This is a genomic window from Micromonospora sp. NPDC002411 (assembly GCF_053592955.1).
Window position 1 is genome coordinate 1 of the sequence record NZ_JBSFBM010000107.1, and the last position, 19508, is coordinate 19508.

General features: G+C 70.7%; 16 protein-coding genes. 13 read left to right on the forward strand and 3 right to left on the reverse strand.

Going from position 1 to position 19508, the window contains the following annotated elements:
- From ACWCO3_RS15100 to ahcY, 4 genes are all read left to right on the forward strand, one after another.
- The coding region (locus tag ACWCO3_RS15100) for an SIS domain-containing protein (protein ID WP_450010410.1) at positions 1-393 on the forward strand (393 nt) is incomplete at its 5' end.
- A gap of 67 nt (positions 394-460) precedes the next feature.
- The gene (locus ACWCO3_RS15105; RefSeq protein WP_357930626.1) at positions 461-1468 is read left to right on the forward strand and encodes a cation diffusion facilitator family transporter; all 1008 of its coding nucleotides are present in this window, start codon (positions 461-463) and stop codon (positions 1466-1468) included.
- Positions 1469-1471: 3 nt separating this feature from the next.
- Positions 1472-2635, forward strand: coding sequence for a mannose-6-phosphate isomerase, class I (gene manA / locus ACWCO3_RS15110; RefSeq protein WP_450010413.1), 1164 nt, complete (start codon positions 1472-1474; stop codon positions 2633-2635).
- 278 nt (positions 2636-2913) lie between these two features.
- Entirely contained in the window at positions 2914-4413 is a 1500-nt protein-coding gene (ahcY, locus tag ACWCO3_RS15115) for an adenosylhomocysteinase (protein WP_145786417.1), read from the forward strand.
- 64 nt (positions 4414-4477) lie between these two features.
- Here ahcY and ACWCO3_RS15120 read toward each other — a convergent pair whose 3' ends face one another.
- A complete protein-coding gene (locus ACWCO3_RS15120) occupies positions 4478-4636 on the reverse strand; it encodes a hypothetical protein (RefSeq protein WP_167524990.1) in 159 nt (52 codons plus the stop codon).
- Between the two features lie 168 nt (positions 4637-4804).
- On the opposite strand from ACWCO3_RS15120, the gene efeU reads away from it, so the two are divergent.
- The 8 genes from efeU (at position 4805) to hpf (ending at position 14240) form a co-directional block, all read left to right on the forward strand.
- Positions 4805-5710: an iron uptake transporter permease EfeU gene (gene efeU, locus ACWCO3_RS15125; RefSeq protein ID WP_357930617.1), complete on the forward strand. Its 906-nt coding sequence runs from the start codon at positions 4805-4807 to the stop codon at positions 5708-5710.
- A 23-nt stretch (positions 5711-5733) separates the two neighbouring features.
- The gene (efeO, locus tag ACWCO3_RS15130) at positions 5734-6867 is read left to right on the forward strand and encodes an iron uptake system protein EfeO (protein ID WP_358161796.1); all 1134 of its coding nucleotides are present in this window, start codon (positions 5734-5736) and stop codon (positions 6865-6867) included.
- A gap of 19 nt (positions 6868-6886) precedes the next feature.
- The gene (gene efeB, locus ACWCO3_RS15135; protein ID WP_450010417.1) at positions 6887-8164 is read left to right on the forward strand and encodes an iron uptake transporter deferrochelatase/peroxidase subunit; all 1278 of its coding nucleotides are present in this window, start codon (positions 6887-6889) and stop codon (positions 8162-8164) included.
- Positions 8165-8294: 130 nt separating this feature from the next.
- The gene (gene mtrA / locus ACWCO3_RS15140) at positions 8295-8984 is read left to right on the forward strand and encodes an MtrAB system response regulator MtrA (RefSeq protein WP_088986230.1); all 690 of its coding nucleotides are present in this window, start codon (positions 8295-8297) and stop codon (positions 8982-8984) included.
- 12 nt (positions 8985-8996) lie between these two features.
- A complete protein-coding gene (gene mtrB / locus ACWCO3_RS15145) occupies positions 8997-10829 on the forward strand; it encodes an MtrAB system histidine kinase MtrB (RefSeq protein WP_450010419.1) in 1833 nt (610 codons plus the stop codon).
- Positions 10826-12643 (forward strand): LpqB family beta-propeller domain-containing protein, encoded by a 1818-nt coding sequence (locus tag ACWCO3_RS15150; protein ID WP_450010421.1) that lies wholly within the window; start codon positions 10826-10828, stop codon positions 12641-12643. Before mtrB ends, ACWCO3_RS15150 begins: the two co-directional genes overlap by 4 nt.
- A 4-nt stretch (positions 12644-12647) precedes the next feature.
- Positions 12648-13355 carry a ComF family protein gene (locus tag ACWCO3_RS15155; protein WP_450010423.1) on the forward strand — a complete coding sequence of 236 codons (708 nt, stop codon included), beginning with the start codon at positions 12648-12650 and terminating at the stop codon, positions 13353-13355.
- A 246-nt stretch (positions 13356-13601) separates the two neighbouring features.
- Positions 13602-14240 carry a ribosome hibernation-promoting factor, HPF/YfiA family gene (hpf, locus tag ACWCO3_RS15160; RefSeq protein WP_145786423.1) on the forward strand — a complete coding sequence of 213 codons (639 nt, stop codon included), beginning with the start codon at positions 13602-13604 and terminating at the stop codon, positions 14238-14240.
- Positions 14241-14307: 67 nt separating this feature from the next.
- On the opposite strand, the gene ACWCO3_RS15165 is transcribed toward hpf, so the two are convergent.
- Both ACWCO3_RS15165 and ACWCO3_RS15170 read right to left on the reverse strand, forming a co-directional pair.
- Positions 14308-15420, reverse strand: coding sequence for a GNAT family N-acetyltransferase (locus ACWCO3_RS15165; protein ID WP_145786424.1), 1113 nt, complete (start codon positions 15418-15420; stop codon positions 14308-14310).
- Entirely contained in the window at positions 15417-16568 is a 1152-nt protein-coding gene (locus ACWCO3_RS15170) for a GNAT family N-acetyltransferase (protein WP_450010425.1), read from the reverse strand. Before ACWCO3_RS15170 ends, ACWCO3_RS15165 begins: the two co-directional genes overlap by 4 nt.
- 168 nt (positions 16569-16736) lie before the next feature.
- Here ACWCO3_RS15170 and secA point away from each other — a divergent pair.
- The coding region (secA, locus tag ACWCO3_RS15175; protein ID WP_450010427.1) for a preprotein translocase subunit SecA at positions 16737-19508 on the forward strand (2772 nt) is incomplete at its 3' end.

Below are 19508 nucleotides of genomic sequence, written 5' to 3' on the forward strand. Positions count from 1 at the left end.
GCCCTTGCCGATGATTGTGTCGGCGGTCTGCTGCACCTGGTCGATCGGGATGGCGAACCCGATGCCAATCGACCCGTTGCCGTCGATGGTGGCGACGGCGATGGCACCCGGCTGCGGTTGGTGCTGCTGCGTGACGGCGGGCTCAACGCCGAGGACGACACCGACGAACCCTTCGCCGTCGAGGAGCGCCGCGCGGACGCGGTGCAGACCCTCGCCGAGCGTCGCGGTGTGCGGTGCGACGTGGTGACCGCCGAGGGTGGCTCCGCGCTGGAGCGGCTGGCCTCGCTGATCGCGGTCCCGGATTTCGCCTCGATCTACCTTGCTCTGGCACACGGGTTGGACCCGATGGCCGTTCCGGCCATTACCGAGATGAAGGAGCTGTCGAACCAGTGAGCGGACGTAGGGGGCGGCGCGTCATGCGCGGACCGGTCGGCTTCGTGCGGCGAAGCGGAGCGGTGGCGTGAGCGCCAACGGTGGGACGAAGGCGATTGTCGCCGCCCTCCTGGCCAACGTCGGCATCGCCGTCACCAAGTTCATTGCGTTCCTGCTCTCCGGCTCGTCGTCGATGTTGGCCGAGGCGGTCCACTCGGTCGCCGACTCCGGCAACCAGGGCCTGCTGCTGCTCGGCGGTAAGCGGGCGAAGCGGGCGGCCACCCCGGAGCACCCGTTCGGGTACGGCCGGGAGCGCTACATCTACGCGTTCATCGTGTCCATCGTGCTGTTCAGCATCGGTGGCCTGTTCGCCCTGTACGAGGCGTATCACAAGTGGCAGGACCCGCACGGCATCAAGTCCTGGCACTGGCTGCCCGTCGTGGTGCTGGTGGTGGCGATCGTCCTGGAGTCGTTCTCCTTCCGGACCGCCATCAAGGAGTCCAACCACACCCGGGGCAACCAGTCCTGGGTGCGCTTCATCCGCCGGGCCAAGGCGCCGGAGCTGCCGGTGGTGCTGCTGGAGGACTTCGGCGCGCTGGTCGGTCTGGTGTTCGCGCTCTTCGGTGTCACGATGACGCTGATCACCGGAAACGGTGAGTGGGACGCCGCGGGCACCGCGATGATCGGCATCCTGCTGGTCGTGATCGCCGTCGTGCTGGCCATCGAGACGAAGAGCCTGCTGCTCGGTGAGGGCGCCGAGGCGTCCGAGCTGGCCGCCATCGAGCGGGCCGTCACCGACGGCCCCGAGGTGGAGCGGATCATCCACATGAAGACGCTCTACCTGGGGCCGGAAGAGCTGATGGTGGCTGCGAAGATCGCCGTGCCGGAGTGGGAGAGCGCCCACGACCTGGCGCGCGGCATCAACGCCGTCGAGGCGCGGATCCGCGCGGCGGTGCCGATCGCCCGGGTGATCTACCTGGAGCCGGACGTCTACAGCGTCGCTGCGGCCAAGGCTGGCACCGGCGCTGCCGCCGACACCGCTGTGCCGCAGGCCGACGGTGCGTCCGGTGAGGCGACAGGGCGGGCCGGGGGCTGACACGTGGAGCCGCTGTACGGACCGATCCGCGACTACGCCTGGGGTTCCCGTTCCGCCATCGCGCTTCTTCAGGGGCGGCCGGTACCCAGCGAGGGGCCGGAGGCCGAGCTGTGGTTGGGCGCCCACCCGGGCGCCCCGGCCAGCGTGGCCCGTGCCGGCCTGCGGGTGAGCCTCTGTGACCTGGTGCGGGACGAGCCGGGGCAGTGGCTCGGCCAGCGGGTGTCCGAGCGGTTCGGCAGCCGGTTGCCGTTCCTGCTCAAGGTCCTCGCGGCCGACGCGCCGTTGAGCCTCCAGGCACACCCGGACGCCGAACAGGCCCGGGCCGGCTTTGCGGCGGAGGAGGGGCGCCCCGAGGGGGAACGCAACTACTCCGACCCGCACCACAAGCCGGAGTTGCTGGTCGCGCTCACCCCGTTCGAGGCGCTGTGCGGTTTCCGGGATCCGACGGAGTCGGCCGAGGCGCTCGCCGCGTTCGGCGTACCGGAGTTGACGCCGGTGGTCGCCGCGTTGCGTACCGGGCCGGCGGGGCTGCGGACGGCGGTGCGGACGCTGCTCGGCTGGCCGGTCGCCGAGCGCGCCGCGTTGTTGGGTTCCGTGCTGGCCTCACCGGCCGACGGACCGGACGCGGAGCTGGTGCACCGGTTGGCCAAGGCGTACCCGGCGGACCCGGGCGCGCTGGTGGCGCTGCTGTTGCACCACGTACGTCTGGTGCCGGGGGAGGGGATCTGGATGCCGGCCGGCAACCTGCACGCCTACCTGAGCGGCTGTGGTGTGGAGATCATGGCGGCCAGCGACAACGTGTTGCGCGGTGGTCTGACCCCGAAGCGGGTGGACGTCGACGAGTTGCTGCGGGTGCTGCGCTTCGAGGTGCTCGACGATCCGGTGCGTGCCGCGCAGCCGGTGGGCCCGGGTGTGGCCTGGTGGCCCGTGCCGGTGGACGACTTCGCGCTGCACCACGTACGCGTCGACGCGGCGGTGCCCACCGTCACGTTGCCGCTGCCCGGCCCTCGTGTGGTGCTCTGCGGCGGCGGGTCGATCACGGTGGACGATGGCGCCGGGGCGGTGACGCTCGTGTCCGGCCAGGCGGCGATCGGCACGGCGGCCGGCGAGCCGCTGCGGATCAGCGGCGTCGGGGATGCGTACGTGGCGACGTCGGGGCTGAGCTGACGACGCAAGGCCACGACACAAGTCCGACTTTCCCGGAATAGCTTGACGCGCCCCTGGCTGAGTGTGACTCTATGAGTACGCAGCGTTATCGCGACGACGGTCCGAGAACGTGCGGGGGAACCAAACCGGGGGGATGCACGGGGCGGGCGGGACGTGGGCGGCTTGATCCGTCCACCACCGACCGCCCCGTGCGCTGTCCGCGGCCGGTCCCCCGGATGCCCGCCGCCAACGCGCGTAAGGTGGAGGGTCGGCGCAGACATCGTTCGACAGGAGCTTTCATGACCAGCACCCTCCCGGCGGCCGCCAGCGGTACGCCGTCCGAGGCCCGGCCGAGCACGCTCGCCGACGGCGACTTCAAGGTGGCGGATCTGTCGCTCGCGGAGTTCGGGCGTAAGGAAATCCAGCTCGCCGAGCACGAGATGCCCGGCCTGATGGCGATTCGCCGCGAGTTCGCCGAGGCGCAGCCGCTCGCCGGCGCGCGGATCACCGGCTCGCTGCACATGACCATCCAGACCGCCGTCCTGATCGAGACGCTCGTCGCGCTCGGTGCTCAGGTGCGCTGGGCGTCGTGCAACATCTTCTCCACCCAGGACCACGCCGCCGCGGCGATCGTCGTCGGCCCGGACGGCACGCCCGAGGCTCCGGCCGGCGTCCCGGTGTACGCGTGGAAGGGCGAGACCCTCCCGGAGTACTGGTGGTGCACCGAGCAGGTGCTCGCCTGGCCGGACGGGCAGGGCCCGAACATGATCCTCGACGACGGCGGTGACGCCACCCTGCTGGTGCACAAGGGCGCCGAGTTCGAGAAGGCCGGGGCGGTCCCGCCGGTCGAGTCGGCCGACTCCGAGGAGTACGCCGTCATTCTCGAGCTGCTGCACCGCTCGCTCGCCGAGGACGGCCAGCGTTGGACCCGGATCTCCACCGGCATCAAGGGCGTGACCGAGGAGACCACCACCGGTGTGCACCGGCTCTACGAGATGCACCGGGCGGGCACCCTGCTCTTCCCGGCCATCAACGTCAACGACTCGGTGACCAAGAGCAAGTTCGACAACAAGTACGGCTGCCGGCACTCGCTGATCGACGGCATCAACCGGGCCACCGACGTGCTGATCGGCGGCAAGATGGCCGTGGTGATGGGCTACGGCGACGTGGGCAAGGGCTGTGCCGAGTCGCTGCGCGGTCAGGGCGCCCGGGTCGTGGTGACCGAGGTCGACCCGATCTGCGCGTTGCAGGCCGCGATGGACGGTTACCAGGTCGCCACTCTGGACGACGTTGTCGAGCAGGCGGACATCTTCATCACCGCCACCGGCTGCTTCGACGTCATCACCAACGAGCACATGGCCCGGATGAAGCACCAGGCCATCGTCGGCAACATCGGCCACTTCGACAACGAGATCGACATGGCCGGTCTGGCCAAGCGTTCCGACGTGGAGCGGATCAACATCAAGCCGCAGGTCGACCTGTGGCGCTTCGCCGACGGTCACGCCATCATCGTGCTCTCCGAGGGTCGCCTGCTGAACCTGGGCAACGCCACCGGCCACCCGAGCTTCGTGATGTCGAACTCGTTCGCCAACCAGACGATCGCCCAGATCGAGCTGTTCACCAAGACCGAGGACTACCCGATCGGCGTTTACGTGCTGCCCAAGCACCTGGACGAGAAGGTGGCCCGGCTGCACCTGGGCGCGCTCGGCGCCAAGCTGAGCACGCTGACCAAGGAGCAGGCCGCCTACCTGGGCGTCTCCACGGAGGGTCCGTTCAAGCCGGATCACTACCGCTACTGATCGACGGTTCTTCGACCGGGTCGGCTGTTCGCAGCCGGCCCGGTTCGTCGTATCCGCCGCCGGCTCAGCCGGAGCGGGGGTCGCGCCGGGTGGGGCGGAACCACGTCCAGACGCACCAGACCAGCCACCCGACCGACACGATGGTGGCGAGCGCCCGCATGCGCAGCGCGCTGAGCAGCAGCACCACGGCCAGCACCGTCAGCCACGGCAGGAATCCCTTCACGACGGGATCCTCCCACAGCCCGCTGGGGGCGATCTGGCTCCCGGAGGTCGAAGAGCCTGGTCACGGGGCGAGTGAGCTTGTCGCGAACGACTTGACGCGAGCCGTGAGCGGGAGGAAGGTATGCCTGCCCTAAGTTAGTTGAGGCGTGCCTAATCACTCGGAGCCCGGATGTTCGCCACCTACCTGATCGGCCTGCGGGAAGGCCTGGAGGCCACCCTGGTGGTCAGCATCCTCGTCGCCTTCCTGGTGAAGTCGCAGCGCCGGGACCGGTTGCCCCAGGTCTGGGCGGGCGTCGGCCTGGCCGTGGCGCTCTCGGTGCTCTTCGGCTGGCTGATCGAGTACACGTCGACCTCGCTGCTGGCCCGTTCCGAGGACCGCGAGCTGTTCGAGGCGATCACCTCCGTCGCCGCCGTGGTCTTCGTCACCTGGATGATCTTCTGGATGCGCCGGGCCGCCCGGACCATCGCGGGCGAGCTGCGAGGCAAGCTCACCGACGCGCTGGCCGTCGGGTCCCTGGCGGTCGCCGGCATGGCGTTCCTCGCGGTGGTCCGCGAAGGGCTGGAGACGGCGTTGATCTTCTACTCGGCCGCCCAGGGAGCCGCCGGCGACAGTGGCCCGCTGCTCGCGTTGATCGGCGGCGTCGTCACCGCCGTGGTCCTCGGCGTGCTGCTCTACGCCAGCGCCGTACGCATCAACCTCGGCACGTTCTTCACCTGGACCGGCGCCCTGCTGATCCTGGTCGCCGCCGGCATCCTCAAGTACGGCGTCCACGACTTCCAGGAGGCCGGTGTCCTGCCCGGCCTGAACGACCTGGCCTTCGACATCACCAGCGTGCTCGACCCGACCACCTGGTACGCCCACCTGCTCGCCGGCATGTTCAACGTGACTCCCGCCCCCACGGTGCTGGAGACGATCGCCTGGGTCGCGTACGCCGTACCGGTCCTCCTGCTCTTCCTGCGACCGGCCCGGCGTAAGCCGGCACCCGCCGCGACCACCACCACCGTCACCGAGCGCGGGGCCGAGTCCGGCACCGAGGCTGAGGCCGAGGCGGCGTCCACGTCGCCGCGGGCCTGACCCCACGAGGAGAGACAGCTCAGATGCGTACCACCCAGTTCTTCGCGCTGGCCGCCGCCGGCGTGCTGGCAACGGCCGGTCTGGCCGCCTGTTCCGACTCCGACAAGGGTGACCCGGCCGCGGCCGGCGGCGCGATCGTGGTCAAGGCCAGCGACACCGCTTGTGAGGTCGGCACGACCGACCTGGGCGCCGGCACCGCCACCTTCAAGATCACCAATTCGGGTGCGAAGGTGACTGAGTTCTACGTGTACGCCGACGGCGACCGGGTGATGGGCGAGGTGGAGAACATCGCCCCCGGGCTCAGCCGTGAGCTGCACGTCGAGCTGCCGGCCGGGACGTACCAGACGGCCTGCAAGCCGGGGATGAGCGGCAAGGGCATCCGGGGGGCGCTCAAGGTCAGCGGGTCCGCCCAGCCGCTCACCGCCGACGCCGCGTTGGGTGACGCCACCGCCAACTACCAGCGCTACGTCAAGAGCCAGACCACCGCGCTTCTCGCCAAGACCGAGGAGTTCGTCGGCGCGGTCAAGGCCGGTGACGTCGCGAAGTCCAAGGCGCTCTACCCGGTCGCCCGCACCTACTGGGAGCGGATCGAGCCGGTGGCCGAGATCTTCGGCGACCTCGACCCCAAGATCGATGGCCGCGAGGAGGTCATCGAGGAGGGGATGGAGTTCACCGGCTTCCACCGGATCGAGAAGGACCTCTGGGAGTCCGGCGACATCAGCAAGGACGGCCCGATCGCCGACCGGCTGCTGGTCGACGTGAAGGAGATCGTGGCCAAGGCCAACGCCGAGAAGCTCTCGCCGCTCCAGCTCGCCAACGGTGCCAAGGAACTGCTCGACGAGGTGGCCAGCGGCAAGATCACCGGCGAGGAGGACCGCTACTCGCACACCGACCTGTGGGACTTCGCCGCCAACCTCGAAGGCTCCAAGGCCGCCGTCTCCGCCCTCCGTCCCGCGTTGCAACAGCGCTCGCCGGAGCTGGTCACGCAGCTCGACACCGAGTTCGCCAACGTGGAGGCGCTGCTCGGCAAGCACCGCGACGGCGACGGGTGGAAGCTGCACACCGCGTTGAGCAAGCCCGAGCTCAAGGAGCTCTCCGACGGGATCAACGCCCTCGCCGAGCCGATCAGCAAGGTCGCCGCGGCCGTCGCGAAGTGACCGGACCTCAGGGGGACAGATGAGCGGGAGCGGGTTGACCCGGCGGCGGGCGATCACGCTCGCCGGCGCCGGGGTGGCCGGGGTCGCCGGTGCGGCGGTCGGCGTGGGGGCGATGGTGAACGGCTCCCACGGCCCGGCCGCGGCGAGCGACCACCCGGCCGGGGCGGTGCCGTTCCACGGCGAGCACCAGGCCGGCATCGTCACCCCGGCACAGGACCGGCTGCACTTCGTCGCCTTCGACGTGATCACCAAGGACCGGGCCCGGCTGGTCGAGCTGCTCGAAGAGTGGACGGCCGCCGCCGCCCGGATGACAGCGGGCCAGGACGCCGGGGTTCTCGGCGCGGTCGGAGGGATGCCGGAGGCCCCACCGGACGACACCGGTGAGGCGCTCGGTCTGCCTCCCTCGCAGCTCACCCTGACCATCGGCTTCGGGCCGACGCTGTTCCGCGACGCCGACGGTCGGGACCGCTTCGGCATCGCCGACCGGCGGCCCGCAGCCCTCGCCGAGCTGCCGAAGTTCCCGGGCGACGCGTTGCAGCCACAGCTCTCCGGGGGTGACCTCTGCGTGCAGGCCTGCGCCAACGATCCGCAGGTGGCCGTGCACGCGATCCGTAACCTGGCCCGGCTCGGCATGGGAGTGGTCAGCGTCCGCTGGTCGCAGCTCGGCTTCGGCCGTACCTCGTCGACCTCCCGGGAGCAGGCCACCGCGCGCAACCTGTTCGGCTTCAAGGACGGAACGGCCAACCTCAAGGCCGAGGACACCGACCTGCTACGCGACCAGTTGTGGGTGCAGCCGGGCGACGGGCCGGACTGGATGGCCGGAGGCTCGTACCTGGTCACCCGCAAGATCCGGATGCTGGTGGAGACCTGGGACCGTACCTCGCTGGCCGAGCAGGAGGAGATCGTCGGGCGGAGCAAGGGCAGCGGTGCTCCGCTCGGCCGGACCGACGAGTTCGACGAACCGGACTTCGCGGCGCGCGGCGCGGACGGCAAGCCGGTGATCGCCGAGCACGCCCACGTCACGTTGGCCCATCCGAGCCGGAACGGCGGCGCCCAGTTGCTCCGGCGCGGCTACAACTTCGTCGACGGCTCCGACGGTCTCGGACGGCTCGACGCGGGTCTCTTCTTCATCGCCTACCAGCGCGATCCGCGTCGCCAGTTCGTGCCGATCCAGACCCAGTTGGCGCGGCACGACGTGATGAACGAATATCTGCGGCACGTCTCCAGCGGGGTGTTCGCCTGCCCTCCCGGGGTACGTGACGGCGGGGACCACTGGGGGCGGGCACTCTTCGGGTGACCGCCGTCCGGTTGGCGACAGCGGAAACGGCCGGGGCTGCGGTGGCGCCGGGCGGCGTCAAAGGGGGATCATGTGACAGCCAGGCAGACGCCGGTCCCACCGAACTGAATGAGGATGCAATATTAATCCCATGAGAGCCCGCGTACTGGTGGTCGACGACGACCCCGCGCTCGCCGAGATGCTCGGCATCGTGCTGCGTAGTGAGGGTTTCCTGCCCTCGTTCGTGGCGGACGGCGAGCGGGCGTTGGCCGCATTTCGTGACAGTCGTCCCGATATCGTGCTGCTTGACCTGATGCTGCCCGGAATGAGCGGTATTGACGTCGCCCGGTCGATCCGGGGTGAATCCGGCGTGCCGATCGTCATGCTCACCGCCAAGAGCGACACCGTGGACGTCGTGCTCGGCTTGGAGTCCGGTGCCGACGACTACGTGGTCAAGCCGTTCAAGCCCAAGGAGCTGGTCGCCCGGATGCGGGCCCGCCTGCGCCGAGGCGAGGACGTGGCCCCGGAGATGTTGACCATCGGGCCGCCCGACAACCAGATCTCCATCGACGTGCCGGCGCACACCGTCAGTCGCAACGACGAGGAGGTGAAGCTCACGCCGCTGGAGTTCGACCTGCTGGTCGCGCTCGCCCGCAAGCCCCGGCAGGTCTTCACCCGTGAGGTGCTGCTGGAGCAGGTCTGGGGTTACCGGCACGCTGCCGACACCCGGCTGGTCAACGTTCACGTGCAACGGCTGCGGGCCAAGATCGAACCGGACCCGGAGCGGCCGGAAATCATCCTCACCGTGCGGGGCGTGGGCTACAAGGCGGGGACCGGATAGCCTGGTCGCACTGTGTCGACCTCGCCGCCCACACCCTCCCCGAGCACGGCTGCCCGCCGGCCCAGCGCCGGCGGGGAGGTCTGGCGTGCGGTGAGCGGCCGGGTCGCCCGGTTGGTGGCCCGGGTGCACCAGACCTGGCGCCGCTCGCTACAGGTCCGGGTCGTCACCATCACGCTCGTCGCGTCCAGCCTGCTGGTCGGCGGTTTCGCGTTCCTGATCGCTGACAAGATCACCACCATCCTGCTCGACAACGCCCGCAGCGACGTCCGGCAACGGGTGACCAGCGGCGCCAGCTACGCCACCAAGCAGGTCTCGCTCTACGGCCAGCCGCAGGAGGCGCAGCTCCAGGAGACCATCGACGACACTGTCAACTACCTCGCCGGTGGCGACCCGCAGCAGACCAGCGGGGTGGTGGTGGCGATCACGGCGAACGGCTACCCCGACCAGATCCAGACGCGTACCGCGCCCGCCGCGAACGTCCGACCGTTGATCAGCCCGGAGCTGCGGGCCGCGATCGCCGACGGCAAGGTGGCCAGCCAGATCCGCACCGGTCGGCTGACCGGTGAGCCGACCAAATATCTGGTGTACGGCTCACCGGTGCCCACCCGCTTCGGCCAGATCGAGATCTACTACCTGGTGCCGTTGACCCGGCAGGACGTCACCGCCGCCGATGCCCGGGCCACGGTGGTGGCCACCGGGGTCGCCCTGGTGATCCTTCTCGGGTTGCTCGCGGCGCTGGTCACCCGCTTGGTGGTCAACCCGGTCCGGGTCGCCGCGCGGACCGCCCAGCGGCTCTCCGCCGGCCTGCTCGACCAGCGGATGGTGGTCAACGGCGAGGACGACCTCGCCCTGCTGGCCGCCTCGTTCAACCAGATGGCCACCAACCTGCAACGGCAGATCCTGCGCCTGGAGGAGATGTCCCGGTTGCAGCGCCGCTTCACCTCCGACGTGTCGCACGAGCTGCGTACGCCGCTGACCACGGTCCGGATGGCCGCTGACCTGATCTTCGCCGAGCGCGACGAGTTCGACCCGGCGGTGGCCCGCAGCGCCGAGCTGCTCCAGGCCGAGTTGGACCGGTTCGAGGAGTTGCTCACCGACCTGTTGGAGATCAGTCGGTTCGACGCGGGCTTCGCCATGTTGGATTCCGAGCCGACCGACCTGGTGCCGGTGGTGCACCGGGTGGTCGACCGGCTGGCTGGTCTGGCCGAGCGGGTGGGTGTCCCGATCGAGCTCGACCTGCCGAGCGCACCGGTGATCGCCGAGGTCGACCCGCGCCGGGTCGAGCGGGTCCTGCGCAACCTGGTCGGCAACGCGGTCGAGCACGGCGAGGCCCGTCCGGTGCTGATCACCCTCGGGGTCGACGAGACCGCCGTGGCGATCACCGTCCGCGACCGTGGGGTGGGGCTCAAGGTGGGCGAGGAGAAGTTGGTGTTCAACCGGTTCTGGCGGGCGGACCCGTCCCGGGCCCGGCAGACCGGTGGCACCGGTCTGGGCCTGTCGATCAGCCTGGAGGACGCCCGGCTGCACGGTGGCTGGCTGGAGGCGTGGGGTGCTCCCGGGCAGGGCGCGCAGTTCCGGCTCACCCTGCCGGCCCGCGCCGGTGACCGGCTGACCACCTCGCCGCTGCGACTGGTGCCGGCCGACGCCGCGCTGCCCTTCGGCGGCCCCCGCGACGGTGGCCCGCTGGCCATCGGTCCCGGCACCGGTGGTGCCCTGGCGATCGGCCCCGGCAGCGGCGGAACGTCGGCGGGCGTCCCGGGTGGGGAGTCGGCGGGCGGCCCGGGTGGGGAGCCGGCCGGCGGTCCGGCTCAGACTGACGAGCAGCGGGCGGAGGTGCGCTCGTGAAACGACAGTCTCTGCTCGGAGCACTCGGTGTGGTGGTGCTGCTGGGTGCCGGCTGTGGCATCCCGGCCGGCTCCGACGTGCGGGTGGACGGCAAGGGCGGTGCCGCGACCGGGGCCGGCGTCGTCGACCTGCGCAGCGGCGAGCCGCCGAAGCGGACGTCCAGCGGCAGCGACAACGAGATGTTCGTGCGCAACTTCCTGTCCGCCGCCGCGGGTGAGCCGGACCGGGCCTACGAGCGGGTCAAGGCGTTCGTCGCCCCGGAGTCCAAGTCCCGCCTGCAGGACAAGAAGGGCAGCGAGGTCGCGCTGAACGTGGTCCGGCTGCGCGAGGCGGTTTACACGCTGAACAGCGACTCCACCACCACCGTGAAGATCACCGTGCAGCAGATCGGTGTGCTGCGGGCCAACGGCGTCCTGGCCCCACCCGTCGCCACCGAGACGGAGTACGAGTTCCGGCTTCGGAGCGCGGCGCTCGACGGCGGCGCCAACGACGAGCGTGCCGGCCTCTACGTCGTCGACCCGCCGAACGTGCTGCTGCTCAGCGACGTCGCTCTCAAGCAGTACTACCAGGACGAGACGATCTACTTCTGGAGTTCCGACCGCAGCCGCCTGGTGCCGGACCAGCGCTACCGGCCGCTGGCCGTGCCCAGCGAACGCCGGGTCAACGAGGTGGTGAAGTGGCTGGTCGGTGGCCCTTCCGACTGGTTGCGCCCGGGTGTCGTCGGGCTGCCCGACCGCACCGAGCTGATCAACAACGCCACCGGCGCGGACAGCCGGTGGGAGGTCAACCTCGACATGTCCGGTGACGACCGGAACGGGATCGACCAGCTGATCACCCAACTCGCCTGGTCGCTCGGTGACCTGACCGGCGAGCTGGAGTTGAAGATCCGCAACAATTCGCAGCCCGTGCAGGACCTGGACGAACGACGAATCGCCCAGCAGCTCTACCCGAACGCCGACAGCCCGCAGCGGTTCGGCGTGTACGAGGGCGCCATCCACCCGCTCGACTTCCAGGGCGAACTCAGCGGGACGGTGCCGCTGGCACCCGAGGCCAACCGCAACATCGTCTCCGCCGACCTGGCCGTGGCCAAGGACCGGCGGATCCTCGCCGCGATGATCACCATCGGCAGCAGCAACGGCCGGTACCGTCTGTCGGTCGGTACGGGTGCCGCGCCGGTCACCGTCGTCAGCCGCAGCGACACGGAGCACACCTCGATGAGCCGCCCGGTCTGGCTGCGTACCGCCGACACCCGGGCCGGTCGCGGCCTGGTGGTGGCCGACGGGCAGCTCTACCGGTTCGACGAGGCGGCCCGCATGTACCAGGTGCCCCTCAACCTGCCCTCCGGCAACGTCACGGCGGTGGCCGCCGCGCTGGATGGCCAGCGCGTCGCGCTGATCGCGGGCGGGCGGCTCTACGTCGCCGCGGTCAACCTCGACGGCGGCGGGGTCTCGATCGGGCCGCCCCGGCAACTGGCCACCTCGCTGACCGGTCTCACGGCGGTCGACTGGGGCCGGGAGGACCGGCTGGTGGTGGCTGGGTCGGCGGGCCAGCAGGCGATCTACGAGATCAGCGTCGACGGCGCCCTGGAGACACCGCTGCGGACCGACGTGGGGGCCAAGGTCAACCACCTGACGGCGTACCCGACCAACCGGACCGTGCGGGCACCCAGCGGGGCCTACATGTACGAGGCGAACGGGGTGGCCTACCGCAGCAGCCCGTTCGAGCGGATCGAGCCCGAGCGGGTGCGGGACATCGCCCCGGTGCCGGCCGGTGTCCGCCCGAGCAACCCGTCGGCGCCGTTCTTCCTCTACTGACACGGTGAGCGGGCTCTGGGCGGACCTCGCCGACCTGGTTCTGCCCACCACCTGCGCGGGCTGTCGGGAGCGGCGGCCCGGCCTGCGGCACGGGGTCTGCCCGGCCTGCGTCACCGCGCTGGAGGCGCTGCGTCCGCTGTCGGTCCGACCCACACCCGCCCCGCCCGGCCTGCCGCGCTGTGTCGCGCTCGGCTCGTACGCCGGCCCGCTGCGCGAGGCGCTGCTGGCGTACAAGGAACACGGCCGGCACGGGCTGGCCCGTCCCCTCGGCGCGCTGCTCGCGGAGGTCGTCGCGGCGGCGGTCGGCGAGGCCAGGCCGCTGGCGCTGGTCCCGGTCCCGGACACGGCGGCAGCGGCCCGATCCCGGTACGGGGACCACCTGGACCGGCTGGCCCGGCACTGCGCTGCCCGTCTCACCCGTAGCGGCTGGGCGGTGCGGGTGCACCGTCCGCTGCGCGCGCTGCCCCGACCCGACTCGGTCACCCTGGACAGCACCGGGCTGGCGGCGGCGGCCGAAGCGGCGTTCCGGCCGCGCTCCACCGCGTCGGGCCGGGGCCGAGCTGTGAGCGGGGCGCCGGTCGTGGTGCTGCTCGACGACATCGTCACCACCGGCGTCACCCTGGCCGCCGCAGCCCGGGTGCTGACCGCCACCGGGTGGGCACCCAGTGTGGCCGCGGTGCTCGCGGCGACCGAGAAAAGACACCACTCGTAACCGATCGTGTTTCCGTTTCACCCATTGGTGTACGAGCTGCGAAAAATCCTGGGCTCTCTCGGCAACATGGGGTGACTGTCGAGCAAACAGGAGTTAGCGTTTCGCTGTCGGGGGTAGGAGGTCTTTCCACCCGCCCCTGGCGGTGAGAGGAGGCGTAGCCGTACCAACCGGTCGACGCCAGCGGGTCTCCCCACGGCGCGCGACCGGGCTAACCGGATCGAAGACCGTCCGAACAAGGGAGGTCACGTGGACATCGTGGTCAAGGGCCGAAACGTCGAAGTGCCGGACCATTACCGGGTGCACGTAGCCGAGAAACTCGCAAAGATCGAACGCTACGACCACAAGCTTATTCGTGTCGATGTCGAGCTGTTTCACGAGCGCAATCCGCGCCAGGCCGACCACTGCCAGCGGGTGGAGATCACCTGCGTTTCCCGGGGCCCGGTCATCCGGGCCGAGGCCTGCACGAACGACTTCTACAGCGCGCTCGACGCGGCCATCGCCAAGCTCGACACCCGGCTGCGTCGCGCGGCCGACCGTCGCCGCGTACACCGAGGTCGGCACGCGCCGATCTCCGTCGCCGAGGCCACCGCGGGCCTGCCCGTCGCGGACCTGGTGGCCCCCGCGCTGAGCGCGCCGGCCGACGGTGCCCGCGCCGGCACCGCCGTCGCGGAACGGGTCGAGGAGGAGTACGACGACCAGCAGCCGTGGCACATCGCCCGGGAGAAGGTGCACCCGGCGGAGCCGATGACGATCGACGACGCGCTGTTCGAGATGGAACTGGTCGGGCACGACTTCTACCTGTTCCAGGACAAGGAGTCCGGCCGCCCCAGCGTCGTCTACCGGCGACACGCCTACGACTACGGCATCATCTCCCTCGCCACCTGACCGGCCCCTGACCGCGTCGATCAGGGAGTTGTGGTGGGGCGTCCCGCCGCAACTCCCTGATCCGGTCTCAGCGCAGATCGGTGGGGAGCAGCGCGAACGTCAGATCGTCCAGACGGGTGCCGGCCAGGCCCGGCAGGCGGCCACGCTGCAGGCCCTCACTGTGGAACCCGACCCGCTCCAGCACCCGGTGCGACGCGATGTTGTCCGGCACCGTGCCGGCGGCCAGCCGAGCGATGCCGGCCGCGCCGAACGCCCAGGCCGCGAGCAGTCGGACGGCCCGCGTCGCGTACCCCCGGCCGCGCCAGTCGGGCAACAGCGCGTAGCCCACCGAAGCCTCGCCGCCGGCCACATCGGTGTACGACAGCCCGCAACTGCCCACCGGCTTCCCGCTGGACACGTCGGTGATCAGCAGTCGGGCGATCTCGCCGGTCAGCCATCCGCTCTCCGCGAGACGGCAGCGCCGCTCGATCGCCTCCCGCGTCGGCGGCACGGGCGGCGCCTGGTTCGCCACCACCTCGGGTCGACTGTGCAGCCGGTGCATCAGCTCCGCGTCGCCCGGCGCGAGTCGCCGCAGCGCCACCACCTGATCGGTGAGCACCCCGTCGGGCAGGTCGGGCAGCAGTCGGGCGGCCGGGCCGGGAGGATCGCCGGCGAGGCGTACCCAGGCCAGCAGATCGTGCCGACCCCCGTCGCGGGCGCTACCAGCGGACCGGCGCGAACCCTCGTAGCGAAACCCGGCGGCCAGCGCGACCCGCTGGCTCGGGCCGTTCTCCGCGTCGGTGAGCAACTCCAGCCGAGCCGTCCCGGAGGCGAACGCGTGCTCGGCGAGCGCACGGGTCGCCGCCGTGGCCACGCCTCGTCCGCGCGCCGCGGCCCGCACCCAGTAGCCGATCTCGGCCTGCCCCCGCGCGGGCACCGGGTTCGACAGGCCCACGGTGCCGAGCAGGCGGTCCGTGGCCGGGTCCGCGACGGCGTACGCCGCGCCGCCGCCGGTCCAGGCCGCCGGGGCACCCGCGTCGATCCACCAACGGGCGTCGACCTCGGTGTACGGCGACGGCAGGCCTGTCATGAACCGTTGGCTGACCGGATCGGCCAAGCCGTCGACCACGTCGGGGACGTCCTCGGCGCGGAACGGCCGCAGCCGCACCCCGTGCGCCTCGACGACCTGCTCGAGGCTCACGTCAGGTCCTTGGCGAGCAGTGCGCCCACCCACACGTCGACCCGCTCGCCCCGGTGCTGCACCCCGGCCCGGGCGGTCCCCTCGACGGTGAAACCCGCCTTCTCCGCCGCCCTACGGGAGGAGGTGTTGCCCACGTTCGCTCTCCACTCGATCCGAGCCAGGCCCAAGGTGCTGAAGCCCCAGGCGCTGAGGGCGACCAGCGCGGCCGGCAGGTATCCGCGGCCACGGGCCTCCGGGGCGGTCACGAAGCCGACGTCGGCAAGCAGCGGGTCGGCGGGGGAGAGCCGCAGGTCGAGGGTGCCCGCGTACCTGTCGTCGGGGTCGGCGACCACGAAGCAGGCGGCGTCGCCCCGAGCCCAGGCGTCCCGGCCGTAGGCCTGGTAGCCCTGCGCGTCGGTGCGCTCGTACGGGTCCGGCACTGTCGTCCAGCGGATGGTCTCCGGGTCCCGGGAGGTCTGGACCACGGCGTCCAGGTCCTGCTCCTCCATGGGCCGCAGCCGCAGCTCGCCGGCTGCGGCAGTGGCGAACAGGACGGGCTGCGGGCGGCCGAAGACGGCGGCCCGCCGGGCGGCCAGGGTGCCCGGACCGGCCGGCCCGGTAGACCCGGGGGCGGGCACCTCACCGGGCAGCAGCGAGCCGATCCAGCCGTCCGCGCCACCGTGCAGCGCCGGGTCACTCATCCGCAGCCGCCCCTCGACCCGGAAGCCGGCCCGCAGCGCGACCAGCCGGGACGCGTGGTTGCCCACCTCGGCCTGCCAGATCAGCCGGCGCAGCCCCAGGCTGTCGAAGGACCAGCGAGCCACCGCCCGGGTGGCCCGGACCATCACCCCTCGACCGCGCGCCCAGGGCGCAGTCCAGTAACCGATCTCACCGGTGCCGGCCGGGTCGATGGAGATCAAGCCGCAGGAGCCGAGCAGATCACCTGTCGAAGGGTCGCAAACCGCGAACGGCGCCCCGGTGCCCTCCGCCCAGGCCCGCCCGCTGATCTCGGTCACGAAACCGTGAGCGTGTTCCGGTCGGTACGGGCGCGGCACGGTCGTCCAGCGCTGAATGTCCGGGTCCTGGCAGGCTCGGTGCACGGCCTCGGCGTCCGCCCCCCGCCAGGGTCGCAACAGCACGCCGTCCTCGATGATCTCCACGGGCTCCACCCGTGCATCCTGCCGTAGCGTTCGCCGACGGCGTAACCGGATAACGTTTGAAGCGTGCGCAGGGCGCGAGTTTTGTCGGGTTCGGCGGGGTCGAGCACCGCCACCAGTGACCATCGGGCCGATGGAGCGCCTACGATGGTTCGAGACTGTCTAGGGGAGCGTTGATCCGTGTCGATTCTGGAAAAGGTCCTTAACGCGGGCGAGGGCCGCATGGTGCGCCGCCTCAAGGCGATCGCCAATGCCGTCAGCTCGATCGAGGACGACTACATCAACCTCACCGACGAGGAACTGGCCGGCATGACCGAACAGTTCCGGGAGCGGCTCGACGAGGGTGAGACCCTCGACGACCTGCTGCCGGAGGCGTTCGCGGTGGCCCGCGAGGCGGCCGCCAGAGTGCTCGGCCAGCGCCCGTACGACGTCCAGGTGATGGGCGGCGCGGCGCTGCACTTCGGCAACATCGCCGAGATGAAGACCGGTGAGGGCAAGACGCTGACCTCGGTCATGGCCGTCTACCTCAACGCGCTGTCCGGCAAGGGCGTGCACGTGATCACGGTCAACGACTACCTCGCCCAGCGCGACGCGGCGTGGATGGGTCGGGTGCACGAGTTCCTCGGGCTGACCGTCGGCGTGGTGCTGCCCAACCGGCCGGCCAGCGAGCACAAGGCCGCCTACGAGTGCGACATCACCTACGGCACCAACAACGAGTTCGGCTTCGACTACCTGCGCGACAACATGGCCTGGTCGAAGGACGAGCTGGTCCAGCGCGGCCACAACTTCGCCGTGGTCGACGAGGTCGACTCCATCCTGATCGACGAGGCCCGCACCCCGCTGATCATCTCCGGCCCGGCCGAGCACTCGGCCCGCTGGTACGGCGAGTTCGCCGGCGTGGTGGCCCGGCTCCAGCCCGGCACCGACGGCGAGGGCGACTACGAGGTCGACCACTCCAAGCGCACCATCGCCGTGACCGAGCGGGGTGTCGCCAAGGTCGAGGACCGGCTCGGCATCGACAACCTGTACGAGTCGGTCAACACCCCACTGGTCGGCTACCTCAATAACGCCATCAAGGCCAAGGAGCTCTACAAGCGCGACAAGGACTACATCGTCAGCGACGGTGAGGTCCTGATCGTCGACGAGTTCACCGGTCGCATCCTGCACGGCCGTCGCTACAACGAGGGCATGCACCAGGCGATCGAGGCCAAGGAGGGGGTGGAGATCAAGCAGGAGAACCAGACCCTGGCCACGATCACCCTCCAGAACTACTTCCGCCTCTACGAGAAGCTGTCCGGGATGACCGGTACGGCGCAGACCGAGGCGAGTGAGTTCAACAAGGTCTACAAGGTCGGCGTCGTGACGATCCCGACCCACCGCCCGATGGTTCGCGAAGACCGGCCGGACGTCATCTACAAGACGGAAAAGGCCAAGTTCAACGCCGTCATCGAGGACATCGCCGAGCGGCACCAGCTGGGCCAGCCGGTGCTGGTCGGCACCGTCTCGGTGGAAAACTCCGAGATCCTCTCCCAGTTGCTGCGCCGGCGTGGCATCCCGCACAACGTGCTGAACGCCAAGTTCCACGCCCGGGAGGCCGAGATCGTCGCCCAGGCCGGGCGTAAGGGCGCCGTCACCGTCGCCACCAACATGGCCGGCCGTGGCACCGACATCCTCCTCGGCGGCAACGCCGAGTTCCTCGCCGCGAACGAGCTGCGCCAGCGCGGCCTCGACCCGTTGGAAAACGAGGAAGAGTACGCCAAGGCGATGGAGGAGGTCCTTCCCACGTGGAAGCAGGCCTGCGACGCCGAGGCTGACGAGGTCTCCGCCGCCGGTGGTCTCTACGTGCTGGGCACCGAGCGGCACGAGTCCCGCCGGATCGACAACCAGCTGCGCGGTCGTGCCGGCCGGCAGGGCGACCCGGGCGAGTCCCGCTTCTACCTGTCCCTCCAGGACGAGCTGATGCGACGCTTCCGGGCCGGTGCGGTCGAGGCGGTGATGGAGCGCTTCAACATCCCGGAGGACGTGCCCATCGAGTCGAAGATGGTCACCCGGCAGATCAAGAGCGCCCAGGCCCAGATCGAGGGCCAGAACGCCGAGATCCGCAAGAACGTCCTCAAGTACGACGAGGTGCTCAACAAGCAGCGCCAGGTCGTCTACGCCGAGCGACTCCGGGTGCTCAACGGCGAAGACCTCTCCGAACAGGTCCGCAACATGATCGACGACACCGTCGAGGCGTACGTGCGGGGTGCCACCTCCGAGGGCTACGGCGAAGACTGGGACCTCGAGCAGCTCTGGTCCAGCCTGAAGCAGCTCTACCCGGTCGGCGTGACGATCGAGGAGCTGGAGGAGGAAGCCGGCGGCTCGCGGGCCGGCATGGACGCCGACTTCCTGGTCGCCCGCCTCAAGGAGGACGCGAACGCCGCGTACGACCGGCGCGAGGAGCAGGTCGGCACCGAGGGTGTGCGCCAGCTCGAGCGGATGGTGCTGCTCCAGGTCATCGACCGGAAGTGGCGCGAGCACCTCTACGAGATGGACTACCTCCAGGAGGGCATCAACCTCCGGGCGTACGCCCAGCGCGACCCGGTGGTCGAATACCAGCGCGAGGGCTTCGACATGTTCGCCACCATGATGGACGGCATCAAGGAAGAGACTGTCGGCTTCCTCTACAACGTCGACGTCCAGGTGACCGAGCCGGAGCCGGAGGAGGGGGCCGACGAGGTCACCCTGCTCGACAAGCCGGTGGAGATTCGGGCCAAGGGCCTCAACCAGGCGCCGCGGCGGCAGGGCCTGCAATACTCCGCCCCCACCATCGACGGTGAGGCCAGCCCTGGCGCGGTCGCCGTCGAGCAGGCCGAGCAGCAGGCTCCGGCGCTCGGTGTGGGCCGACCGTCCCCGAATGCGCCGGCGGCACCGGGGCGGACCGCCCCGTCCGCGCCGCAGCGGCCCGCGTCC

Bases quoted from the DNA above. Each gene is read 5' to 3' on its own strand.
- ahcY (WP_145786417.1), top strand. From the start codon at position 2,914: ATGACCAGCACCCTCCCGGCGGCCGCCAGCGGTACGCCGTCCGAGGCC.
- efeU (WP_357930617.1), top strand. From the start codon at position 4,805: ATGTTCGCCACCTACCTGATCGGCCTGCGGGAAGGCCTGGAGGCCACC.
- efeO (WP_358161796.1), top strand. From the start codon at position 5,734: ATGCGTACCACCCAGTTCTTCGCGCTGGCCGCCGCCGGCGTGCTGGCA.
- efeB (WP_450010417.1), top strand. From the start codon at position 6,887: ATGAGCGGGAGCGGGTTGACCCGGCGGCGGGCGATCACGCTCGCCGGC.
- mtrA (WP_088986230.1), top strand. From the start codon at position 8,295: ATGAGAGCCCGCGTACTGGTGGTCGACGACGACCCCGCGCTCGCCGAG.